This is a genomic window from Bradyrhizobium zhengyangense, from assembly GCF_022012555.1.
GTDB classification, from domain to species: Bacteria; Pseudomonadota; Alphaproteobacteria; order Rhizobiales; family Xanthobacteraceae; genus Bradyrhizobium; species Bradyrhizobium zhengyangense.
The window spans coordinates 492,515-511,297 of record NZ_JAKLTZ010000002.1 but is presented as its reverse complement, the minus strand read 5'-3'; the positions used below and the strand labels follow the sequence as shown (position 1 = coordinate 511,297).

Here is an 18,783-nt window from a genome sequence, read left to right as displayed (position 1 = left end):
GCGCGGGAATCTACAGTGGCGCGCCCCGATATTCCCGGTTCGCCAAGCTTGCCTCTTCCAGATCCAGATCGCGCTCGATCCTGCGCCGCGTCTCGTCGGTGATCTGCCCGTCGCGCAAGAGATCATGGATGAATTTGCGCTCGGCTTCGATCAGGTCGCGCGTGAGCGCTGTGCCGGCGGCGGAGACGTCGTGATGGGCGGGATCGAGCGAGTCAGGCAGCTGGTTGACGCGGATCTCGTGGCGGGCGCGCAACAGCCGCATCACCTCGTCCGACACCTCTTTCTCCTCGGTCAATGCATCCAGCGATTTCAGCGCGGCGTCGAGCGCCTGGCGCCGCGCCGAGATCTCGGCCTCGTGCTCGGCGACATGCTCGACGCGGCCGGCTTCGGCGATGCCGAGCCAGCGCACCACCGGCGGCAGCGTCAGGCCGACGCCGATCAGCGTGATGAAGATGACGCCGAAGGCGACGAACAGGATCAGGTCGCGATAGGGGAAGGCCTCGCCGCCGGGCAGCGTGAATGGCAGCGCCAGCGCGGCGGCCAGCGACACCGCGCCGCGCACGCCGGTGAAGGCGAGCGCGAACGGCCATTGCCAGGGCGGCGACGGGTCGCGCGCGCGCAGCGACTTGCTCAGCATCCGCGGCAGATAGGTCGCGGGGTAGAGCCAGGCAAAGCGCGCCAGAACGATGATGGCCATGACCACCGCGGTCGCGATCATGATGTCGTCGAGCGGGAACGCCTTCGACTTTTCATAGAGCGCGCGCATCTGAAAGCCGGTGAGCAGGAACAGCAGGCCCTCGATCAGGTAGATGATGAGGTCCCAGAAGAAGATGCCCTGCAGGCGCGTCGACGCCGAAATCAGCAACGGTCCGTTCCAGCTGACATAAAGGCCGCAGGCCACGGTGGCGATCACGCCGGAGCCGCCGACATGCTCCGGCAGCCAATAGGAGACGTAAGGCGTGATCAGCGACAGCGTCAGCTCGACCCGCGGCTCGCACGACCATTTGCGGAACCGTAGCGAAAGCCAGCCGACGCCGATGCCGAAGGCAATCTCGCCGGCAACAATCAGGACAAATTCGCCCGCCGCCATCGGCAGCGAGAATTGCCCGACCATGATCGCGGCGAGCGCGAAGCGGTACAGGATCAGCGCGGTGGCGTCGTTGGCGAGCCCCTCGCCCTCGAGGATGACAAGCAGCCGGCGCGGCATGTTGAGGCGCCGGGCGATCGCGAGCGGCGCCACCACGTCGGGCGGCGCAACGATGGCGCCCAGCAGGAAGCCGATGCTCCAGGGCAGGCCGATCACGTAATGGGTGGCGGCTGCAACAAGCGCCGCAGTGAAGATCACCGCCCCGACCGCGAGCAGCACAATGGGGCGCAGATTGGTCCTGAACTCGCGCCAGCTCATCGCCACGCTCGCCGAGTAGATCAGCGGCGGCAGCACCATCAGCAGCACCAGTTCCGGCGGCAGTTCCACCGGCGGCATGCCCGGCACGAAAGCAAGCCCGACGCCCGACAGCATCAACAGGATGGCAGGCGCCAGGTTGAAGCGCCGTGCCACCAGCGCGGTGCCGGCCAGCACCGCGAGCAGGATGAGAAAGGTCTGGAATTTCGCTGCGATCATGACCTGTCTTGGCCGGAAGCGGCCAGCAGGTCAATGCAGGGTGGTCTACGCTAGTCGTTCGGCCACTCTGCGCCCGATGCTGGCGAACACCGCCTCGAGCTGGGCCGCATTTGGTGTGCCGCCCTGGGTGTAGGCCGCGATCAGGATCGGCGCATCGCCTTTCGGCCAGGCGACGGCGATATCGCCCGATGCGTCCTTGCCATTGTTGCCGGTCTTGTCGCCGATCTTCCAGGCTGCCGGCAGGCCGCCGCGCAGGCGGTTCGCGCCGGTCTTGCAACCGACCAGCCACTCGGTGAGCTGGGCGCGTGAAGCGGGCGACAGTGCCTCGCCCGTGACCAGCCGTTTGAGATTGCCCGCCATCGCCGCCGGCGTCGTGGTGTCCCTGACATCGCCGGGCGGCGAGCGGTTGAGCTCGGGCTCGTTGTGGTCGAGCCGCGAGGTGGTGTCGCCGATCGAGCGCCAGAAAGCCGTGAGCGCGGCTGGTCCGCCGATGCGCGCGAGCAGCAGATTGGCGCAGGTGTTGTCGCTGAGCTCGACGGCCGCCTTGCACATGTCGGCGACCGACATCGCGCCGGCCGAGAGGTTCTGTTTTGCGACCGGTGCGTAGTCCAGGAGATCGGCCTTGCCGTAAGGGATCACGGTGGCGAGCTTCTCCTCGCCGCGATCGACCCGCGCCAGCACGCAGGCGGCGAGCGAGGCCTTGAATGTCGAGCACATCACGAAGCGCTCGTCTGCCCGCCAGGCGAGCTTGGCGCCGGTCGCGAGGTTCTCCGCATAGACCCCGATCTTTCCGCCGCTCTCGCGCTCATAGGATTCGAGTTCGGGCGGCGCGTCGGCGGCAAAGGCGGGCGCAGCGGCCATCCAGCACAGCGAGGCGAGCAGGGAACGGCGATCGAGAAGCATGTGAGACTTTCGGGGCAGGTGGGGAGAGGAGCGACTTAGCGTATGTGCTATCCGCGCCGTCATTGCGAGCGTAGCGAAGCAATCCAGAGCGTCTCCGCGGAGGGATTCTGGATTGCTTCGCTACGCTCGCAATGACGTGTGGCGAGAGTTGGGCTCGTAATGACGGCGGCTTCTATCCGACGGCCGGCGAACGCCTCACTCCTTCAGATCATACCTGTACGATTTCGATACGATCTGCCAGCCGTCGGCGAGCTTCATCGCCACCAGATAGTCCGTGAAGAACCGTGGCGGCAGCTGGCATTTGACCTTGATGAAGGCGGTCTTGTCGTCCGAGCGGTCGATGGTGATGATGAAGTCCTCGCGCGGCTTGCCTTCCGCCTTGGCGGAGGGGCGCTTGCGCACCCAGGCGAGCCAATCAGGCACGGTCAGGATCTTCAGCTCGCCCTTTTCCACCCAGCGCAGATCGGCTGAGGGGTGGAAGACATCGCCGAGCTTGTCGGCATCCCCCTCGTAAAGCGCGTCGAAATAGGATTGCACGACCGTTTCGACGCTCGACCGATTTGGGCTCATGGGTCATCCCCTTGAATGATGGTTGGGCACGAATTTAGTCGTACACGTCAAATTGCGCTATGGCTGTCTTCTGCCATTTGCACGAGGGCGCCATCGTGACGGGATCGCAATATCGGAACGCTCGGATCCTTGCTGGCGAATGCTATTGCCGCGCGGTGCGCTACGAGGTGGCGGATGCGTTCTCCTACGCGCTGATTTGTCACTGCTCGAACTGCCGCCGCACCACCGGTTCCGCCTTCAAGCCGTTCGCCGGCATCGAATACGGCCAGCTCCGCCTGGTCAGGGGCGAGGACATCAGGATCATCTACGGCGACGACACCACCCATGACGCGCACTGCGCCCGCTGCGGCTCGTTGCTTTATTCTCGCGTCCGCGAAGGAAAATGGGCCCATGTCGCCATGGGAACCCTGGTCGATACCCCCTCGATCCGTCCGAGTGCCCATATTTTCGTGGGCTCCAAGGCGCCGTGGCACGAGATCACGGACAATCTGCCGCAGTATCGGGGGCACGTCGGGGATGGCTAAAGCGTTTTCGAGCGAAGTGGATACCGGCTTATGCGGATATGGCGGCGAACCGCCAACGCACTGGCGCGACTAACGAAAGGGGCGCCTCGGCCGGTTGCTCGCGCCGGCTTGGTGACCTCCATCACAAGCGCAGGCGGCGGATCTTGCTAAGTCTGTCTCGGGGGTGTGAGCTACCCCGAATTTTTTGGAAGTGGTGTCATGCGCAATTTGTTCAGGCTTTGCCCATTGCTCCTTGCCGCCGTGCTGCTGTTCGGCGCCGATCCTGCCTTTGCCGGAAAGCGTGTCGCGCTGGTGCTGGCCAACTCGGCCTATCAGAACGCGCCCTCGCTCGCCAATCCCGTCAACGACGGTGCGGTGATGGCCAAGACGCTGAAGGATGCCGGCTTCGATGTCGTCGATTCCCGCCACGACCTGACTGCGCTCGATACGCGGCGCGTGCTGCGCGACTTCGCCGATGCGACCCGTAATGCCGACATCGCCGTGGTCTACTATGCCGGCCATGGCATCGAGGTCGACGGCTCCAACTATCTGATTCCTGTCGATGCCAAGCTTGAGCGCGACACCGACGTCTATGACGAGGCGCTCTCGCTCGATCGCGTGCTGGTCGCGGTCGAGCCGGCGAAGCAGCTTCGTTTGGTGATCCTCGATGCCTGCCGCGACAATCCGTTTGGCAAGACCATGAAGCGCACCCTGGCCTCGCGCGGCATCGGCCGAGGTCTGGCCCAGGTCGAGCCGGCCAGCACCAACACGCTGATCGCCTATTCGGCCAAGGCCGGCTTCACCGCACAGGATGGCGACGGTGCCAACAGCCCCTTCACCATCGCCTTGTCGAAGCATCTGACGACGCCGGGCCTCGACGTCCGCCGCGCCTTCGGCTTCGTGCGCGACGATGTGCTCAAGGCGACCGGCAACAAGCAGGAGCCGTTCGTCTACGGCTCGCTCGGCGGCGAGGACGTGCCGCTGGTGCCGGTCAAGGCCGCGCCGGCAGCCGCATCCGCGCCCGCGATCAATCCGCAGGCCGACATGCGCCGCGACTATGAGCTTGCGCTCCAGGTCGGTAACAAGCCGGCATGGGAGGCCTTCCTGGCCCAGCACCCGGACGGCTTCTACGCGAACCTTGCCAAGCTTCAGATCGACAAGATCCAGGCCGAGCAGGTTCATGCTGCCGCAATCGAGAAGGCGAAGCAGGCCGAGGCCGAGCGTGACCGTCTCGCCGCGATTGGCGCGCAGACGGACGCGCAAGCCAAGGCGGCGGCTGACGCGAAGGCGGCCGAGCAGGCCCAGCTCGTTGCGCAGAAGGCGAAGGAGCAGGCGCAGCAGCAGGCCGCGGCCGCCGAGCAGCAGCGCGTCAATCTCGCCGCCGCGACGCCGGGCGCTGCGCCGGCGAGCACCGCAGGCCCTGCCGGGACCAATGTCGCTTCGCTGACGCCTGCCGATCTCAGCCGCTCGGTGCAGACCGAACTCGGCCGCGTCGGCTGTTTCTCCGGACAGGCTGACGGCGTCTGGAATCCGTCCTCGCAGCGGTCGCTGTCGCAGTTCAACCGCTATGCCGGCACCAAGCTCGACGTGAAGGTGGCGAGCACCGATGCGCTCGATACGGTCAAGTCAAAGCAGTCGCGCGTCTGCCCGCTGGTCTGCGATCACGGCTTCAAGGCCGATGGCGAGAAATGCACCAAGATCGTCTGCGACGATGGCTATGTGCTGAATGACGACAATCAATGCGAGAAGCAGCGCGCCGCCAAGCCGGGCAAACCTGCAACTGACAAGCCTGCAACCGCAAAGCGCGACGACAGCGATGATCGTCCCGCACGGCAGCGTCGTCAGTCCGGCGGTGCCGGCGGCGTCGCTGCGGCTGGCGCCGGTCGCGCTACGGGCGGTGGCGGTCAGATCTTTTGCAACGATCTGCTCTGCCGTCCGGTCAGGCCCGGCTGCCATCTCGTCTATCGCGGCGGCGGCGGCCCTCACAATGATGCCAATGCCGAGGTCTGTAACTGATCTGCCGCAAGACGTTCGTGACGGCTAAAGCGCGATGCGATTGGGATGAATCGATGCGCGCCAAGAACTCGAGTCAGCTCTCCCGCAGGGAGAGGTCGGATCGCATCGTAAGATGCGATCCGGGTGAGGGGTTACAGTCTCACTGTGCGCCGCGGCCCCTCACCCGGATTGCACAGGCGCGCAATTGCGCGCCTGTGCAATCCGACCTCTCCCCGTTGGGGAGAGGTGAAACACGGGACCGCCGACCAAACCTAATTTCATCGCGCTTTAGTTCGCGATCGCGCTCGCTGCGATGTTCACCGTCAGCGCCAGCAGGGCCGTGTTGTAGATGAAAGACACGATGCCATGCGCCGTGGCGGTGCGCCGGATGGTCTTGTCGGTGATGCCGACGTCGGAGACCTGCGCAGTCATGCCGATCACGAACGAGAAATAGACGAAGTCCCAATAGTCGGCGTGGTCTTCCTTGTCGCCGCTCGGAAACTGCAATCCGCCCACCGGAGCGCGATAATAGTCATGCGCGTAGTGCAGCGCGAAGGTGGTGTGTACGGCCGCCCAGGACAGCACAATCGTGGTGATTGCGATGGTCAGCTCTGTGGCGCCGCGATGGACGCCGAGCTCGGCGACGATCGCAGCGATGCTCGCGAACGCGCCGATCGCCGTCACCAGCAGGATGACGAAGCGGCCGTCGTCCTGCATCGCGGCGCCGCGGCGGATGTGCTGGTGGTCGTTGCACAGCATCATCGTGTAGACCAGCACGAGATAGACCGCGATCAGCGCATCCCAGCCGAACAGCAGCCGCGTCACCAGCCGGTACGAACCGGGAATGAGCAGGCAGACGAGGACGCCGACGGCAAGCGAGATGAAGGTCCGCGGTCGCGCGTAGATCAGCCGCATCGGCCGCGACATCTGCCGGAAGCGGGCGAGGACGGGATCTTCTTTGTCAGTGGCCATGATCGGTGATGGCTCTCTCGCTACCGCCGCAGCGGCGGTCTGCTCCCTCGCCCCGCTTGCGGGGAGAGGCGAAGATCGTCAGTTCTTCCGCTCGGCGACGAAGTGCGCGGCGGCTTGCAGCACGGTGGCGCGGTCGCCGAAGATCGAGATGGCGCTGTCGGCGCGGGCCAGCAGATCGCGCACGCGCTGCTTGGCGCCGTCGATGCCGAGCTGGGTCACGAAGGTGGTCTTGCCGAGCGCGGCATCGGCGCCGGCCGGCTTGCCGAGCGCGGCCGCATCGCCTTCGACGTCGAGCAGATCGTCGGCGATCTGGAAGGCTTCACCGAGTGCGCGGCCGTAATCGTCGAGCGCCTGATATTCCTGCACCGAAGCCTGGCCGAGCAGCGCGCCGGCGATGCAGCCATAGCGGAGCAGCGCGCCGGTCTTCATCTGCTGAATACGGGCGACGTCGATCGGCTCGTTGCCGCCAAAGCGGCCTTCGCCGGCGAGGTCGAGAATCTGGCCGCCGACCATGCCGCCGATGCCCGCGCAACGCGCCAGCGCGCGCGTCAGCAGCAGTCGCACATTGGCGTCGCGATGCACCTCGTCGCGGGTGATGATGTCGAAGGCGATCGTCAGCAAGCCGTCGCCGGCGAGGATCGCGGTCGCGTCATCGGTCTGCTTGTGCAGGGTGGGCCGGCCGCGGCGCAGGTCCGAATTGTCCATCGCCGGCAGATCGTCATGGATCAGCGAATAGCAATGGATGCATTCCAGCGCTGCGCCCACGAGCAACGCGGCCTCGCGGGGAACGCCGAACACGGCCGCACTTTCGACCACCAGGAACGGCCGCAGGCGCTTGCCGCCGTTGAGGCTCGAATAGCGCATGGCGTCCATCAGCCGCTTGGGGCGGGCGATCTCATCGTGCAGGATGTCGTCCGACAGCAAACGCCCGAGCAAGGCTTCGGTGTCATCAGCGGTCTTGTCCAGACGCTTGGCGAAATCGGACGGGGACGTGCCGGTCATCAAGAAAGGCTCCAGAACTAAAAATTCGGCGGACAATCCTTTATGCGCCCGTTCCAGTCAATCGTTTGGAAGGCCTAAAAAGTGCTGGAAAAGGCCCGAATTATCACAGACTTAATGCCGGGATCCGTGACCGCGTTTCATTTCCCGCCGGAAAGGCCGAATTGCGCATCGTCAAAATCCTGCTGGTAGCGCTCGCGATCGTGGCTCTCGCGCCCTATGTGGTCGCGCCGTTCTACCGCACCGGTCACCCGGTTTCGACGCTGATGGCCTGGCGCTCGCTGACGGGCGCGCCGATGCATCGCGAATGGATCGATCTGGCCGAGATGTCGCCTTACCTGCCGCGCTCGGTGGTGGCGGCCGAGGATGCCCATTTCTGCAAGCATCACGGCATCGATTGGGGCGCGCTGCGCGAGGCGATCAACGATGCGCAGGAGGACGGCACCGCCTTCCGCGGCGCCTCCACGATCACCCAGCAGGTGGCGAAAAACCTGTTCCTCTGGCAGGGGCGGGATTTCGTCCGCAAGGCGCTGGAGTTTCCGCTGGCGCTCTGGATCGATTTCGTCCTGCCCAAGCACCGGATCCTGGAAATTTACCTGAACATCGCCGAGCTCGGGCCCCAGGGCCAGTTCGGGGCGGAGACCGGCAGCGCCTATGCTTTCGGCAAGTCGGCCGCAAACCTCTCCCCCCGGGAGGCGGCCCTTCTGGCCTCGATCCTGCCGAATCCGGTCAAACGCAGCGCCAGGGCCCCGGGGCCGGGCGTCAGGCGGCTGGCCGGGACCTATGTGGCCAGGGCGCAGGCGTCTTCGCTTTTGACCTGCTGGCGGGAAAATCGCTGATTTCGGGCCCTTTTCGGGCGTATTTTCCGCTCCTGAACCCTAGCTTTACGGCCAGCCTTCCTCTATAAGCCCGGCCTTGATCGGCATTCAGCTCGCCTCGTATTGCGGGTGCTGAGCCGTCCCCTCGCGGACGATGCCCGGATGAACACCAATCCCTAGAGGATATTGAAATGGCCGTTCCGAGACGTAAAACTTCGCCGTCGCGCCGTGGCATGCGCCGCTCGGCAGACGCCATCAAGAAGCCGACCTATGTGGAAGACAAGGACTCCGGTGAGCTCCGTCGTCCGCACCATCTCGACCTCAAGACCGGCATGTACAAGGGCCGTCAGGTCCTGAAGAAGAAAGAGTCCTAAGGACTCTTCTCAGGCAGGGTTATCCTCAATCAGGATGACGTGACCCGCCTGATTTCGGCCGAACCATGAGATATGACAGTGACGGCGGCGGAGCGGATGCTTCGCCGCCGCGTTGTCCTGCCCGGACATCTTGATCGAGAAGGCGCATTGCCGATGGTCGGTTTCCCGCTGCTTCTGATTCCGCTTGCGGTCTACAACATCATCGCCTTCCTGATGCCCAGCGTGTCCTTCTCGGACGTGCTGTTCAAAGTGCCGATGATCACGGGCGTGGCCTGGCCGGTCACGCTGTCCGATCTGCTGCTGGCGCTCGGCGTGCTGCTGCTGCTACTCGAAGTGGTCAAGGGCGCGCGGCCCGGCGCGAAATTCCTCATGGATCATCTGCTGTCGCTGATCATCTTCGGCGCCGCCGCGGCCGAATTCGTGATGTGGCCGAAATTCGGCAACTCGACCTTTTTTCTTCTGGTGCTGCTTTCGATGGCCGATTTCCTCGGCGGTATAGCGCAACGCACACGCCGCCGCATTGCCTATGTTGCCACGGAGACGGTGACAGTGCCGCGCAAGGCCAAGCGTCAGGCCGAGGCGCCGCCGCCAGCATCAACGTTCGAGCCGAAGCTCGATCCCGCGCCGGCACCGCGGCCTGAGCCACCCGCACCCTCGGCGCAATCGGTGGCCGAATCCGTCTTGATGGATCATCCCGCGCCGAAGCCTGTGATCGCGCCATCGCCGGAAATACCCTCACCGCATTTGCAGCCGGGCAACGGCACGCCGTCCTCGCCCGAAGAACCGCGCTGAGCGGCGCTACGCCACCTGACGCGTTCGTGAGCTGACGCTGGGAAGCAGGAGCTTGCTGCCATAGGCCGTGCGGGCGTCCTCGGACGAACCGCGGCGCAGCCGGCTTGCTTGGGGCAGGTGCTCGGCATTGGCGATCAGCTGGGTGACAAAACTCGGATCGGGGCGCGTCAGCTTCACCTTGCGGACAAGCTGTAAAACCGGCGTGAGTGGGACCAGCGCGGTACTCGCTTCCCGCGTTGTTTCTTCGATCTGATCCCAATTCACCATCGCAACACCGCTGATCCGGTTGAACTGGCCCGTTTTGGGACGCAGGCGCCGGTGCATATGATGGTCTCGCAAGGGCTATGCCGGCCGAGCCTATTCCGTTCCGTTGGCGTCGGAAACGTGGTTTCCAAATTGTTTATGAACTTTGCCTAGGGTCGGAGACGAATCTGGCCGTATCCTGTGCCGGCTCAGGACTCCCCGCTGTCCCGAAACGAGGCGCTTTTGACCCCCGCATTGCCGCAAGCCTCCGAAATCCTCGCCGCCCTCGGCCAGGCCGTGTTCGTCTGGGATCTCGCCAGCGACGCGATCGTCTGGGGTGAGCAGGTCGGCGCCATCTTCCCCGGCATTCCCGCCGAGCGGCTTGCGACCGGCGCCGAGTTCGCCAAGCTGATCGAGCCTGCGCAAGGCTTGCGGACCGCCGCGCTGGCGCAAACGTCCGCCGTGCACGGCGCCGACGGCACGCCCTACCGGGTCGAATATGGCGTGCGCATGAGCGCTTCCGATCCGGTGGTCTGGATCGAGGAGACCGGCCGCTGGTTCGCCGGCGCCGACGGTCGCCCGACGCGCGCGATCGGCTCCGTCCGTATCAACAACGAGCGGCATGCCCGCGACGAGGAATTGGCGAGGCTTGCCCGGCTCGATCCACTGACGGGCGAGCTCAACCGTTCGCATCTGATCGCGGCGCTGGCCGAAGCAATCGAGGAGACGAGCCGTTTCCGCTCGACCGCAGCCTTCATGCTGGTCGGTATCGATCATCTTGCCCGCGTCAACGACGCCTTCGGCTTCGATGTGGCCGATGCCGTGATTCTCGATGTCGCCCGGCGGATCCGCACGCGCCTGCGCGGCGGCGACGTGCTCGGCCGCTTCTCGGGCAACAAGTTCGGCCTGATCCTGAAGAACTGCACCGTCGACGACATGAACGTCGCCGCCGAGCGCTTCCTCGTCGGCGTCCGCGACGAGGTGGTGCCGACCAAGTCCGGCCCGGTCTCGGTCACCGTCTCGATCGGCGCCGTCAGCCTGCCGCGCTATGCCCGCAACACCGACGAGGCGATCAATCGCGCCCATGAGACGCTCGACGCCGCCAAGCGTCGCCGCGCCGGTGCGTTCGCGGCCTGGCGCCCGGATGCGACCCGCGATGCGCAGCGCCGCGTCAACATCCGCGTCACCGATGAGATCGTCACCGCGCTGAACGAGCGCCGCATCAAGCTCGCTTACGAGCCGGTCGTGTCGGCCGCCACGCGCGAGGGCGCATTCCACGAATGCCTGGTGCGGATGGACCAGGGCGACGGCCAGGTGCTGCTCGCACCCGACATCGTGCCGGTCGCCGAGCGGCTCGGCCTGATCCGCCTGGTCGACCACCGCGTGCTCGAGCTCGTGGTCGCCGAGCTTGCGGCCGCGCCCGATGTCAGGCTCAGCCTGAACATCTCGCCCGATACCACGATGGATCCCGACTGGTGGGCCGGAATCGAATCGCTGATGCGCGCGCATCCCGGCGTTGCCGAGCGGCTGATCGTGGAGATCACCGAGACGGTTGCGATCCAGGATATCGACGACGTCCGCGCCTTCGTCAGCCGGCTCAAGAATTTCGGCAGCCGCATCGCCATCGACGATTTCGGCGCCGGCTACACCTCGTTCCGCAACTTACGCAAGCTCGGCGTGGATATCGTGAAGATCGATGGCGCCTTCGTGCAGAACATCATCCATTCCGCCGACGACCGCGCCTTCGTGCAGACCCTGATCGACCTTGCCCGCCGCCTCGACATCAAGACCGTGGCCGAATGGGTGCAGGACGAGGAGGCCGCCGCCATGTTGCGCGACTGGGGTTGCGATTACATCCAGGGCCGCCTGATCGGCCTCGCCTCAGCCGACCGTCCCTGGAGCGCGCCGCCGGACAGCGCGCTGCCCGCGGCCAGCTGAGGTCTCGCAGGGTCGGCAAAGGCGCCCTTGCGCCGTGCCCACGATCTCAGAGATTTTCTCCTGTGAAATCAACACCCGTTCTACTGTGCATGGGGTTGTTTTCGCGAAGGTTCGCGAGGGAGGGGGCTCACGCCACGCGGCGAACCGCGTTCAGCGTCTCGATGGTCAGCGCCACCTCGGCCGCCGGGCACGGCTTGCCGAAATAATAGCCCTGCACCGCGGTGCAGCCGCATTCGCGGACGAAGTCGAGCTGTTCGATCGTCTCGACGCCTTCCGCCGTGGTCTCGACACCGAGCACGGAGCCGAGGCTCGCGATGGTGCGGACGATGGCGACGCTCTCCGGGCTTTCGCCGAGCGTGCCGACGAAGGAGCGGTCGATCTTGATGCGGTCGAACGGAAACTTGCGCAAATAGCTGAGCGAGGAATAGCCGACACCGAAATCATCCAGGCTGACGCGTACGCCGAGCGCGCGGAGCTGGTGCAGCATCTCGATCGTGGCTTCGCTGTCGTCGAGCAGCGCCGTCTCGGTGACCTCGAGCTCCAGTCGCTGCGGCGGCAGGCCGGCTTCCGCAAGCGCGCTCGTCACCATCGACACCAATCCGCGCGAGTGGAATTGCACGGGGGAGAGGTTCACCGCGACCGTGACGTCAGGCCATGAGGCGGCTGTGGCGCAGGCGGTGCGCAGCACCCATTCGCCGATCGGAACGATCAGGCCGTTCTCCTCGGCGATCGGAATGAACTCAGCCGGCGAGATGAAGCCGCGCGAGGGATGTTTCCAGCGCAGCAGCGCCTCGAAGCCGGTGAGCTCGGTGGTGTCGAGCCGCACCTGCGGCTGGAACACCAGGTGGAATTGGTTGCCCTCCAGCGCGCCGCGCAGATCGTGCTCGAGCGCGTGCCGGCTGCGCGCCTCTTCCTCCATCCGGGGTTCGAACAGCTGAAAGGCGCCGCGTCCCTTGGCCTTGGCCTGGTACAGCGCGAGATCGGCGCATTTCATCAGCTCGTCGGCATCGAGGCCGTGATCGGGCGCAATCGCGATGCCGACGGAGGCGCCGACATGGATCGACTGGCTTTCCAGTGGCGGCGGGTGGCCGATGATCTCGACCAGACGCCGTGCCAGCCGCTCCGCCGATTGCGGCTGCGGCCCGCGCTGGAGTACGGCGAACTCGTCGCCGCCGAGGCGGGCGACGGTGTCGTGCTCGCCGACATTCTCCTTCAGCCGCGCCGCGACCCAGCGCAGCAGCCGGTCGCCGGCGGCGTGGCCAAGCCGGTCGTTGACGGTCTTGAAATTGTCGAGGTCGAAGCACAGCACCGCCATGGACCCGCCGGCGATCGCGACCTGGTTCAGCCCTTCGCCCATCTTCTCGCGGAACAGCGTGCGGTTCGGCAGATCCGTCAGGGAGTCGTGCCGTGCCATGTGCGCGACGCGCGCCTGGGCCTTGTGGCGCTCGGTGACGTCCTCATAGGTGACGACCCAGCCACCGTGCTCCATCCGCTTGTGGTTGAGCTTGATGATGCGGCCGTCGCTCAGATGGCGGTGCAGCGTGTGCTCGCCCTCGCGCAGCCGCTCGACATAGTCGGCGTAGAGCTTGGCGGCGGTCGTGTTCGGATGGATGCCGAGATCGCAGCTGTGCTCCATGATCTCGCGCATCGAGATGCCCGGCTTCACGATGTCGGGCGACAGGCCGTACATCTCGATATAGCGGCGGTTGCAGACGATCACGTGCAGGCTCGCATCGAGCATGCACAGGCCCTGGCTCATGTTGTTCAGCGCGGCGTCGAAGCGACGATATTGCTCGCTGAGTTCCTCGACCGCGTGTTCGCGCTCGGTGATGTCCTCATAGGTGGCGACGAAGCCGCCCTCGGGCAACGCGCAATAGCGCACCGAGATGATCGTGTCGTTGGTCATGCGCCGGCGCATCGGCGAGGAATCGTTGTTTTCGATCCGGGCGCGCGCGGCCTCCAGGATCTGCTGCGGGCTGTATTCGGATGCGAAGGCGCCGTTCGCGATCGACCGTTCGATCAGCTCGGAGAGATGCGTGCCCGGCTTGCTCTCCTCCGGCGACAACCGGTAGATCTTCTGATAGGTGGAGTTGCAGACGCGCAGGCGCATGTCGCTGTCGTAGAATGCGAGCCCATGCGCCATGTTCTCGAGCGCGGCATCGAGCATGAGGTTTTGCTGTTTCAGCATCTCCTCATATTGCAGCCGCTCGTTAACATCCTCATGCAGCGTCACCCAACCGCCGTCGGGCATGAACCGCGACACGGCCTGTATCTTCCGGCCGTCGTGGCGCGTGACCAAGACGGTCTTTGGGTTGCGGGTCAGGACATCGTTGATCCGTGCATCGCGGAATTCGTCTCCCGACATGCCCGTTCGGTTTCCGCGCGCGAGCCAAAGGTCGATCGCCTCGGTGTGCGTGATACCTGGTTTCAGGACGTTGGGGTCGAGGTCGTAGAGTTGCAGGAAACGTTCGTTGCAGACGACGAGGCGGCTATCGGCGTCAAACATGATGAGGCCGTGAGACATGTTCGCGAGCGCGTGCTCGCTGCGCTCGGTCTGAAGGCGCAACTCGGCTTCGAGGCGGGCGAGGCGGCTGACATCGTCGCAGATCGTCATCCAGCCGCCGCCGGGGAGCGGCTTCAGTTCGAGCGTGATGACAAGGCCGCTTGCCAGCGTCTGCCGGGTCTGGAACGGCTCGCCAGCCGCGATCAAGGCGATCCGCGAAGCATAGAGCGCGTCGAGCTCATCCGCCGGGATATTGCCGCGCGCCACGCTGTGGGCGAGGACATCGCGGTAACTCGTTCCGAGCCGGACGATGTCGGGCGACATGTCGAACAGCTCGATATACCGGCGATTGACCAGCAAGATCCGGTTGTCGGCATCGTAGACGCAGACGCCCTGTTCCATGCCGTCGAGCGCAAGCTGGCTCAGCGACAGCAGGCCCTGTTGGCCTTGCTCGCGGCGTGCACCGAGCTCGTTGTCGCGGGTCGAAATCATGGGATCAGCGGGATCTCGGTGGCAATAGACTTAACGCAACGTAATTCAGCCTCTGACCGTAACGAAGAGGCGGGAAAATTCCCTTAAGCGCCGTAGTTTACGGAGGGTGACTACTGATGCAGAGAGTGAGGATCTCAGACCGCACGACAAATCGTGGTGTCGCAAGCGCGTAGTGCGCCTACGGCCCGTACAGCACGAGTTCCGTGTCGGTGAGATCGGCCAGCCGCGGGCGATGCGGGCCCTTGAAATATTTGCGGCCACGGCGCTCGGTATAAATACCGACGAGGCCGGGGATGGGCTCGTTGGAATCGACGATCACCGAGACCTTGCCGAGCCGCAGCAGCAGCCGGCCGATGCGGCCGGCGCAGGCTGCGTATTCGGCGGCGCTGCGGCAATAGATCAGCTGCATCACCGGCGGTGCGATGAAACCGCGGCGGATGCGCACCGGTTGCAGGATGAATGGGAACACGCCCTTCGGCGTGCGGCAGACCAAGCTGAGGCAATTGTAGCGCGCATGCCGTGTCAACAGCTCGGTCTCGGTTTCGGAGAGCCCCTCGATCGCCTTGGTATGCTGGGAGATGACCTCGATCTTGCTCCAGCGCGGCGCGCGCGACAGTGCGGGCACCGAGATGAAGATGCCGCGGCAATAGGCGCGAAAGCCCTGCGTCTCGACGATCGGCCAGGTCCACGGCGCCGGGCTGATGTTGAGATAGGTGACGTGCTTGTGCCGCTGCGCGATCTTCGTCAGCAGCGGCGCGTAATTGCGATAGGCCGGCTCGACATACCAGCTCGACAGGTTGCAATGGATGGCGGTCTCATCGCCATCCTTGCGCGCGGTGTAGATCAGCAGCAGCACGCCGACCGGTTCGCCGTCATTGTCGAGCATGTAGCCGAAGCGCGGATAGCCGTCCGGCACCGGCCGGAAGGCCTGCCGGCGCAGGCCCTGGATCCAGTAATTGCGCGAGCGGCCGACGAAGCCGCGCGTCAGCAAGTCCGCGATGCCTTCGACATCGGACTCGGTGATTTCGCGACATCGGACCTTGGTATGGATCACGCTCGTCTTGCCCGTAGAAATGATCAGCCTCTTGCCTTATCGCCAGCCTTCGCCGTGAGCATTCGCCGCGATTTCCGGCTGCAGGCCCAGCATCTCCCGCACCTTGGCGGGCCAGGCGGAAAGATCGGTGCCGTGGGTGTGAAACATGGCGACGGCCAGGCGATCCATGCCGAAGGCGACGCAGCCGGTGTGGGCGGGCTCGCCATTGGCGTCCTGGATCCCCCAGGTCGTGCCGAAATGTTCGCGGTGATAGTTGAAGCTCATGCAGGCAGTCGGCTGCTCTTCCGACCGCAGCGGGATCAGGAGCTCGAACTTGAGCTGCTGCTGCTTCTGGCTCACAGCCTTCATCTGGCCGACGCGGCCGAAGAAGGGATCGCTGGCATAGTCGACACGGAAGGAGAGGCCGAGATCGGTCGCGATCTTCTGCGCGCGCACCATCCAGCGCTCGCGAAAATCGGCGACATCATCGGGCGTGCCGATGCAGACATATTCGCGCATCCGGAACGATTGCAGCCGATCGAGATGCTTTGACGGCTCGCGGCGGAAGCAATCGGCTGCGACGTCGAAGCGCAGGCCACCCTTCGGCAGCTGGCCGCGGCTCGCCGCGATCGGGTAGACGGGATAGCAAGCGGCGGGCGACAGCACGAGGTCCGCGGGCGAGAGCGACGAAGTCCAATCGCCGCCGGTATCGAAGCGGCTCACCGCAGCGTTGATCTCGCGTTCGGTGCCGTGCAGGCCGCAGACGCAACCGAGCAGGTTCGGAAAGCTCTTGAGGTAGCCGGACTTTTCCAGCTGGGCGCGGCTCATCACCGGCGGAAAGCGCATCACCTCGGTGCCGGCTTCGCGATGGCTGGTGATCAGCGCGGCGAGCTTCTCGACGATGCCCTCATAGAGCGCAGTGCGCGCATAGACGCCGTCCGAGCCCATGCGGTGGAACAGCTTGTCGGCGAGATGATCGAGCGGATCGACGATCTGAGGCGCGGTCTCGGGCGAATCGGGGAGGACGGCAATGTTCATGGGATGGTGTCCTGCTATCTGAAAATTGTTCTTGTTGATTTAGTCGCGAAGGCTTGTCGGAATGCCGCTCATCAAGGTAGCGGTGGCGGCGTTGGCCAGGATACGGTCGTTGTTGATCATGATCGGCGACGACAGCACGTCGCGCAGATGGCGGCCCATGGTGAACTCGCCGTCGTTGCGGTAGCCGGCGAGGCCCGCAGTGCGCATCGCATGCATCACGGTCTCGACCGCGAGCTCGGAGGCCTGCACCTTCAACAACGTGATCGAAGACTGGAAGTCGAGTGAGCTGAGCGCGCGCTCGTCATGCTCGGCGCGAGCAAAAGCGTCGAGGTTGGCAGCGATCAAGGCCCGCAGCTTGGCCAGAGACATCTTTGCAGCGGTGAAGTGCGCTGCGGCCGGCGGCATTTGGCCACCGGAGTTGCGAGCGGCCTTGCGGACGAAGGCCTGCGCACGCGTGACCGAGGCGGCTGCAATGCCGGCCCAGGTTGACGACCAGCACAAATGCGCAAACGGCGTCATGGTCTGTGCGTGAATCTTGTCATAAGCTTCCGGGAAGACGCGATCGGCGGGGCAGTCGACCTTGAGCTCGAAACCGGTCGAGCAGGTGCCGCGCATGCCCAGCGTTTCCCAGCCCTGCGTCTGCTTCAGCGAATAATCGTCCTTGGCTAACGCCAGCAGCACCTGGTCGGAGGCGGCGGCCTCGGTGGCACGGCGGGCGATGGTGACGAGGCCGTCGGCCTGAGCGCCGTAGGAGATCACGGTGGCGTCGCGTACCAGCGAGACGGTGTCGCCGGCGTGGTCGACCGCGGCCGCGCTGGCGCGAATGTTGCCGCCGTTCTGGCCTTCGGTGGTGGAAGAGGCGAGCAGCCACTGGTCGCGGGCGACCCGGCGCATCATGGTTTCCATCCAGGGGATACCGTGGCCGTGCCTGATGATGCAGGCGACCTTGGTCTGATGCATGGCGTAGATCATCGCAGTCGAGGCGCAGGCGCGCCCGAGCGTGTAGCAGATGTCGGTGACGTCGTGGATCGAGGCGCCGAAGCCGCCGAACTCGACCGGGATCATGACGCCGAGCAGCCTTTGCTCACGCGCGGCTTCGAAAGCCTTGTGGGGGAAGCTGGCGTCGCGATCGACGCCGTCGGCCTCAGCCGCGGCCACGCTGGCGGTGCGCGCCGCGCGCTCGATCAAGGAGGGGCCGTGCTCGAGAGGGCTCGGCTGCGCTTCATCGAAAGTCTGGACTGCTTCACGCACGTTCATACTCGTCCGCCTCCGCTTCGTCGTTCGGGATCGCCGGCATCATTCGCGATGCCGTTGAAGGAGATCCCCCGACCATCTTTGCTTGTGAGACGAGGCTACGGATTTAATTCAAATTCGTCGATGAAATAGAGGGTAAACGAACTGCAATTCGGGACGAACAGTTAAGGTCCGGTTGTTTGCAACGTCTGATTTTCGATGATCACGTTAGGGTTCTGGAAGAAGGGCGAATTCCAGACAATCTGAGTCATCGTTTACTAAGAAACGCGAAGTAATGGTCACGCCCATTGTGAGATCGGCCCGTCGCGCCCATCGTACCGGGCGACGGCTCGATCGATTTTGGACAGACGGGAATTTTAACCATGCAGGCCTTCGACACCGACGTGCGTAACCGCATTATCAAGCTGGTGAAGGGCATTCTCGAGCAGAACTCGCTCAGCGCTGACGTCACGCCGTCGACGAAGCTCGTCGATGCCGGCCTGACCTCGATGGATATGGTCAATCTGATGCTGGGCGTCGAAGCGGAGTTCGATTTCACCATTCCGCAGACCGAGATCACGCCGGAGAACTTCCAGTCCGTCGAGACACTGGAACGCATGGTCGCGGCGCAGTTGCAGCCCGCAAACGCGGCTTGATCATACCCCGGGGTCGTCTGGCGTTTGCCACGACGACACCGAGTGAGGGGCAAGCGCCTCACGACACCGGCATCCGCCTCCCCACTACCCCCCGTTCCAA

17 protein-coding genes are annotated in these 18,783 nt (G+C 64.8%); 7 read left to right on the top strand and 10 right to left on the bottom strand.

Translation table 11 applies throughout. The features are described 5' to 3' along the window. Nucleotides 1–10: 10 nt before the first annotated feature. The 3 genes from L6639_RS07640 to L6639_RS07630 form a co-directional block, all read right to left on the bottom strand. Nucleotides 11–1,621 carry a Na+/H+ antiporter gene (locus tag L6639_RS07640; protein ID WP_237860390.1) on the bottom strand — a complete coding sequence of 537 codons (1,611 nt, stop codon included), beginning with the start codon at nucleotides 1,619–1,621 and terminating at the stop codon, nucleotides 11–13. 45 nt (nucleotides 1,622–1,666) lie between these two features. Continuing rightward, nucleotides 1,667–2,524, bottom strand: a complete 858-nt coding sequence (gene bla / locus L6639_RS07635; protein WP_237860388.1) for a class A beta-lactamase — start codon at nucleotides 2,522–2,524, stop codon at nucleotides 1,667–1,669. 195 nt (nucleotides 2,525–2,719) lie between these two features. Further along, a complete protein-coding gene (locus tag L6639_RS07630) occupies nucleotides 2,720–3,094 on the bottom strand; it encodes a nuclear transport factor 2 family protein (RefSeq protein ID WP_237860387.1) in 375 nt (124 codons plus the stop codon). Nucleotides 3,095–3,189: 95 nt separating this feature from the next. Between L6639_RS07630 and L6639_RS07625 the strand changes: the two genes are divergently transcribed. Then, nucleotides 3,190–3,618, top strand: coding sequence for a GFA family protein (locus L6639_RS07625; protein ID WP_237861303.1), 429 nt, complete (start codon nucleotides 3,190–3,192; stop codon nucleotides 3,616–3,618). A 198-nt stretch (nucleotides 3,619–3,816) separates the two neighbouring features. Next, on the top strand, nucleotides 3,817–5,613 hold the full coding sequence (locus tag L6639_RS07620; RefSeq protein ID WP_237860385.1) for a caspase family protein: 1,797 nt from the start codon (nucleotides 3,817–3,819) through the stop codon (nucleotides 5,611–5,613). 267 nt (nucleotides 5,614–5,880) lie between these two features. Here L6639_RS07620 and L6639_RS07615 read toward each other — a convergent pair whose 3' ends face one another. Then, entirely contained in the window at nucleotides 5,881–6,564 is a 684-nt protein-coding gene (locus L6639_RS07615; RefSeq protein WP_237860384.1) for a DUF1345 domain-containing protein, read from the bottom strand. A gap of 78 nt (nucleotides 6,565–6,642) precedes the next feature. Next, complete coding sequence (locus tag L6639_RS07610; protein ID WP_237860382.1) at nucleotides 6,643–7,566, bottom strand: polyprenyl synthetase family protein; 924 nt, start codon at nucleotides 7,564–7,566, stop codon at nucleotides 6,643–6,645. Nucleotides 7,567–7,727: 161 nt separating this feature from the next. Here L6639_RS07610 and mtgA point away from each other — a divergent pair, with 161 nt between their 5' ends. The 3 genes from mtgA (at nucleotide 7,728) to L6639_RS07595 (ending at nucleotide 9,547) form a co-directional block, all read left to right on the top strand. Beyond that, nucleotides 7,728–8,402 (top strand): monofunctional biosynthetic peptidoglycan transglycosylase, encoded by a 675-nt coding sequence (mtgA, locus tag L6639_RS07605; protein WP_237860380.1) that lies wholly within the window; start codon nucleotides 7,728–7,730, stop codon nucleotides 8,400–8,402. A 170-nt stretch (nucleotides 8,403–8,572) separates the two neighbouring features. Continuing rightward, complete coding sequence (gene rpmF, locus L6639_RS07600) at nucleotides 8,573–8,755, top strand: 50S ribosomal protein L32 (protein WP_007598106.1); 183 nt, start codon at nucleotides 8,573–8,575, stop codon at nucleotides 8,753–8,755. A 153-nt stretch (nucleotides 8,756–8,908) separates the two neighbouring features. Continuing rightward, complete coding sequence (locus L6639_RS07595) at nucleotides 8,909–9,547, top strand: hypothetical protein (RefSeq protein WP_237861302.1); 639 nt, start codon at nucleotides 8,909–8,911, stop codon at nucleotides 9,545–9,547. 6 nt (nucleotides 9,548–9,553) lie between these two features. Here L6639_RS07595 and L6639_RS07590 read toward each other — a convergent pair whose 3' ends face one another. Further along, entirely contained in the window at nucleotides 9,554–9,814 is a 261-nt protein-coding gene (locus tag L6639_RS07590) for a hypothetical protein (RefSeq protein WP_237861301.1), read from the bottom strand. A 219-nt stretch (nucleotides 9,815–10,033) separates the two neighbouring features. Here L6639_RS07590 and L6639_RS07585 point away from each other — a divergent pair, with 219 nt between their 5' ends. After that, nucleotides 10,034–11,728: a bifunctional diguanylate cyclase/phosphodiesterase gene (locus L6639_RS07585; RefSeq protein ID WP_237860378.1), complete on the top strand. Its 1,695-nt coding sequence runs from the start codon at nucleotides 10,034–10,036 to the stop codon at nucleotides 11,726–11,728. Between the two features lie 127 nt (nucleotides 11,729–11,855). Here L6639_RS07585 and L6639_RS07580 read toward each other — a convergent pair whose 3' ends face one another. The 4 genes from L6639_RS07580 to L6639_RS07565 all read right to left on the bottom strand — a co-directional run bounded on the left by L6639_RS07580 (nucleotide 11,856) and on the right by L6639_RS07565 (nucleotide 18,051). Continuing rightward, nucleotides 11,856–14,723 (bottom strand): PAS-domain containing protein, encoded by a 2,868-nt coding sequence (locus L6639_RS07580; RefSeq protein ID WP_237860377.1) that lies wholly within the window; start codon nucleotides 14,721–14,723, stop codon nucleotides 11,856–11,858. A gap of 178 nt (nucleotides 14,724–14,901) precedes the next feature. Then, nucleotides 14,902–15,777: an acyl-CoA acyltransferase gene (locus L6639_RS07575; RefSeq protein ID WP_237860375.1), complete on the bottom strand. Its 876-nt coding sequence runs from the start codon at nucleotides 15,775–15,777 to the stop codon at nucleotides 14,902–14,904. A gap of 36 nt (nucleotides 15,778–15,813) precedes the next feature. Then, on the bottom strand, nucleotides 15,814–16,794 hold the full coding sequence (locus tag L6639_RS07570; RefSeq protein WP_237860373.1) for an amino acid--[acyl-carrier-protein] ligase: 981 nt from the start codon (nucleotides 16,792–16,794) through the stop codon (nucleotides 15,814–15,816). 39 nt (nucleotides 16,795–16,833) lie between these two features. Beyond that, the gene (locus L6639_RS07565; RefSeq protein WP_237860371.1) at nucleotides 16,834–18,051 is read right to left on the bottom strand and encodes an acyl-CoA dehydrogenase family protein; all 1,218 of its coding nucleotides are present in this window, start codon (nucleotides 18,049–18,051) and stop codon (nucleotides 16,834–16,836) included. A 359-nt stretch (nucleotides 18,052–18,410) separates the two neighbouring features. Here L6639_RS07565 and L6639_RS07560 point away from each other — a divergent pair, with 359 nt between their 5' ends. Continuing rightward, on the top strand, nucleotides 18,411–18,683 hold the full coding sequence (locus tag L6639_RS07560) for a phosphopantetheine-binding protein (RefSeq protein WP_237860369.1): 273 nt from the start codon (nucleotides 18,411–18,413) through the stop codon (nucleotides 18,681–18,683). The last annotated feature ends 100 nt before the right edge of the window (nucleotides 18,684–18,783 follow it).

Bases quoted from the DNA above. Each gene is read 5' to 3' on its own strand.
- L6639_RS07590 (WP_237861301.1), bottom strand. From the start codon at position 9,814: ATGGTGAATTGGGATCAGATCGAAGAAACAACGCGGGAAGCGAGTACC.
- L6639_RS07640 (WP_237860390.1), bottom strand. From the start codon at position 1,621: ATGATCGCAGCGAAATTCCAGACCTTTCTCATCCTGCTCGCGGTGCTG.
- L6639_RS07630 (WP_237860387.1), bottom strand. From the start codon at position 3,094: ATGAGCCCAAATCGGTCGAGCGTCGAAACGGTCGTGCAATCCTATTTC.
- L6639_RS07610 (WP_237860382.1), bottom strand. From the start codon at position 7,566: ATGACCGGCACGTCCCCGTCCGATTTCGCCAAGCGTCTGGACAAGACC.
- L6639_RS07615 (WP_237860384.1), bottom strand. From the start codon at position 6,564: ATGGCCACTGACAAAGAAGATCCCGTCCTCGCCCGCTTCCGGCAGATG.
- L6639_RS07580 (WP_237860377.1), bottom strand. From the start codon at position 14,723: ATGATTTCGACCCGCGACAACGAGCTCGGTGCACGCCGCGAGCAAGGC.
- rpmF (WP_007598106.1), top strand. From the start codon at position 8,573: ATGGCCGTTCCGAGACGTAAAACTTCGCCGTCGCGCCGTGGCATGCGC.
- L6639_RS07560 (WP_237860369.1), top strand. From the start codon at position 18,411: ATGCAGGCCTTCGACACCGACGTGCGTAACCGCATTATCAAGCTGGTG.
- L6639_RS07595 (WP_237861302.1), top strand. From the start codon at position 8,909: ATGGTCGGTTTCCCGCTGCTTCTGATTCCGCTTGCGGTCTACAACATC.
- bla (WP_237860388.1), bottom strand. From the start codon at position 2,524: ATGCTTCTCGATCGCCGTTCCCTGCTCGCCTCGCTGTGCTGGATGGCC.
- L6639_RS07570 (WP_237860373.1), bottom strand. From the start codon at position 16,794: ATGAACATTGCCGTCCTCCCCGATTCGCCCGAGACCGCGCCTCAGATC.
- L6639_RS07565 (WP_237860371.1), bottom strand. From the start codon at position 18,051: ATGAACGTGCGTGAAGCAGTCCAGACTTTCGATGAAGCGCAGCCGAGC.
- L6639_RS07620 (WP_237860385.1), top strand. From the start codon at position 3,817: ATGCGCAATTTGTTCAGGCTTTGCCCATTGCTCCTTGCCGCCGTGCTG.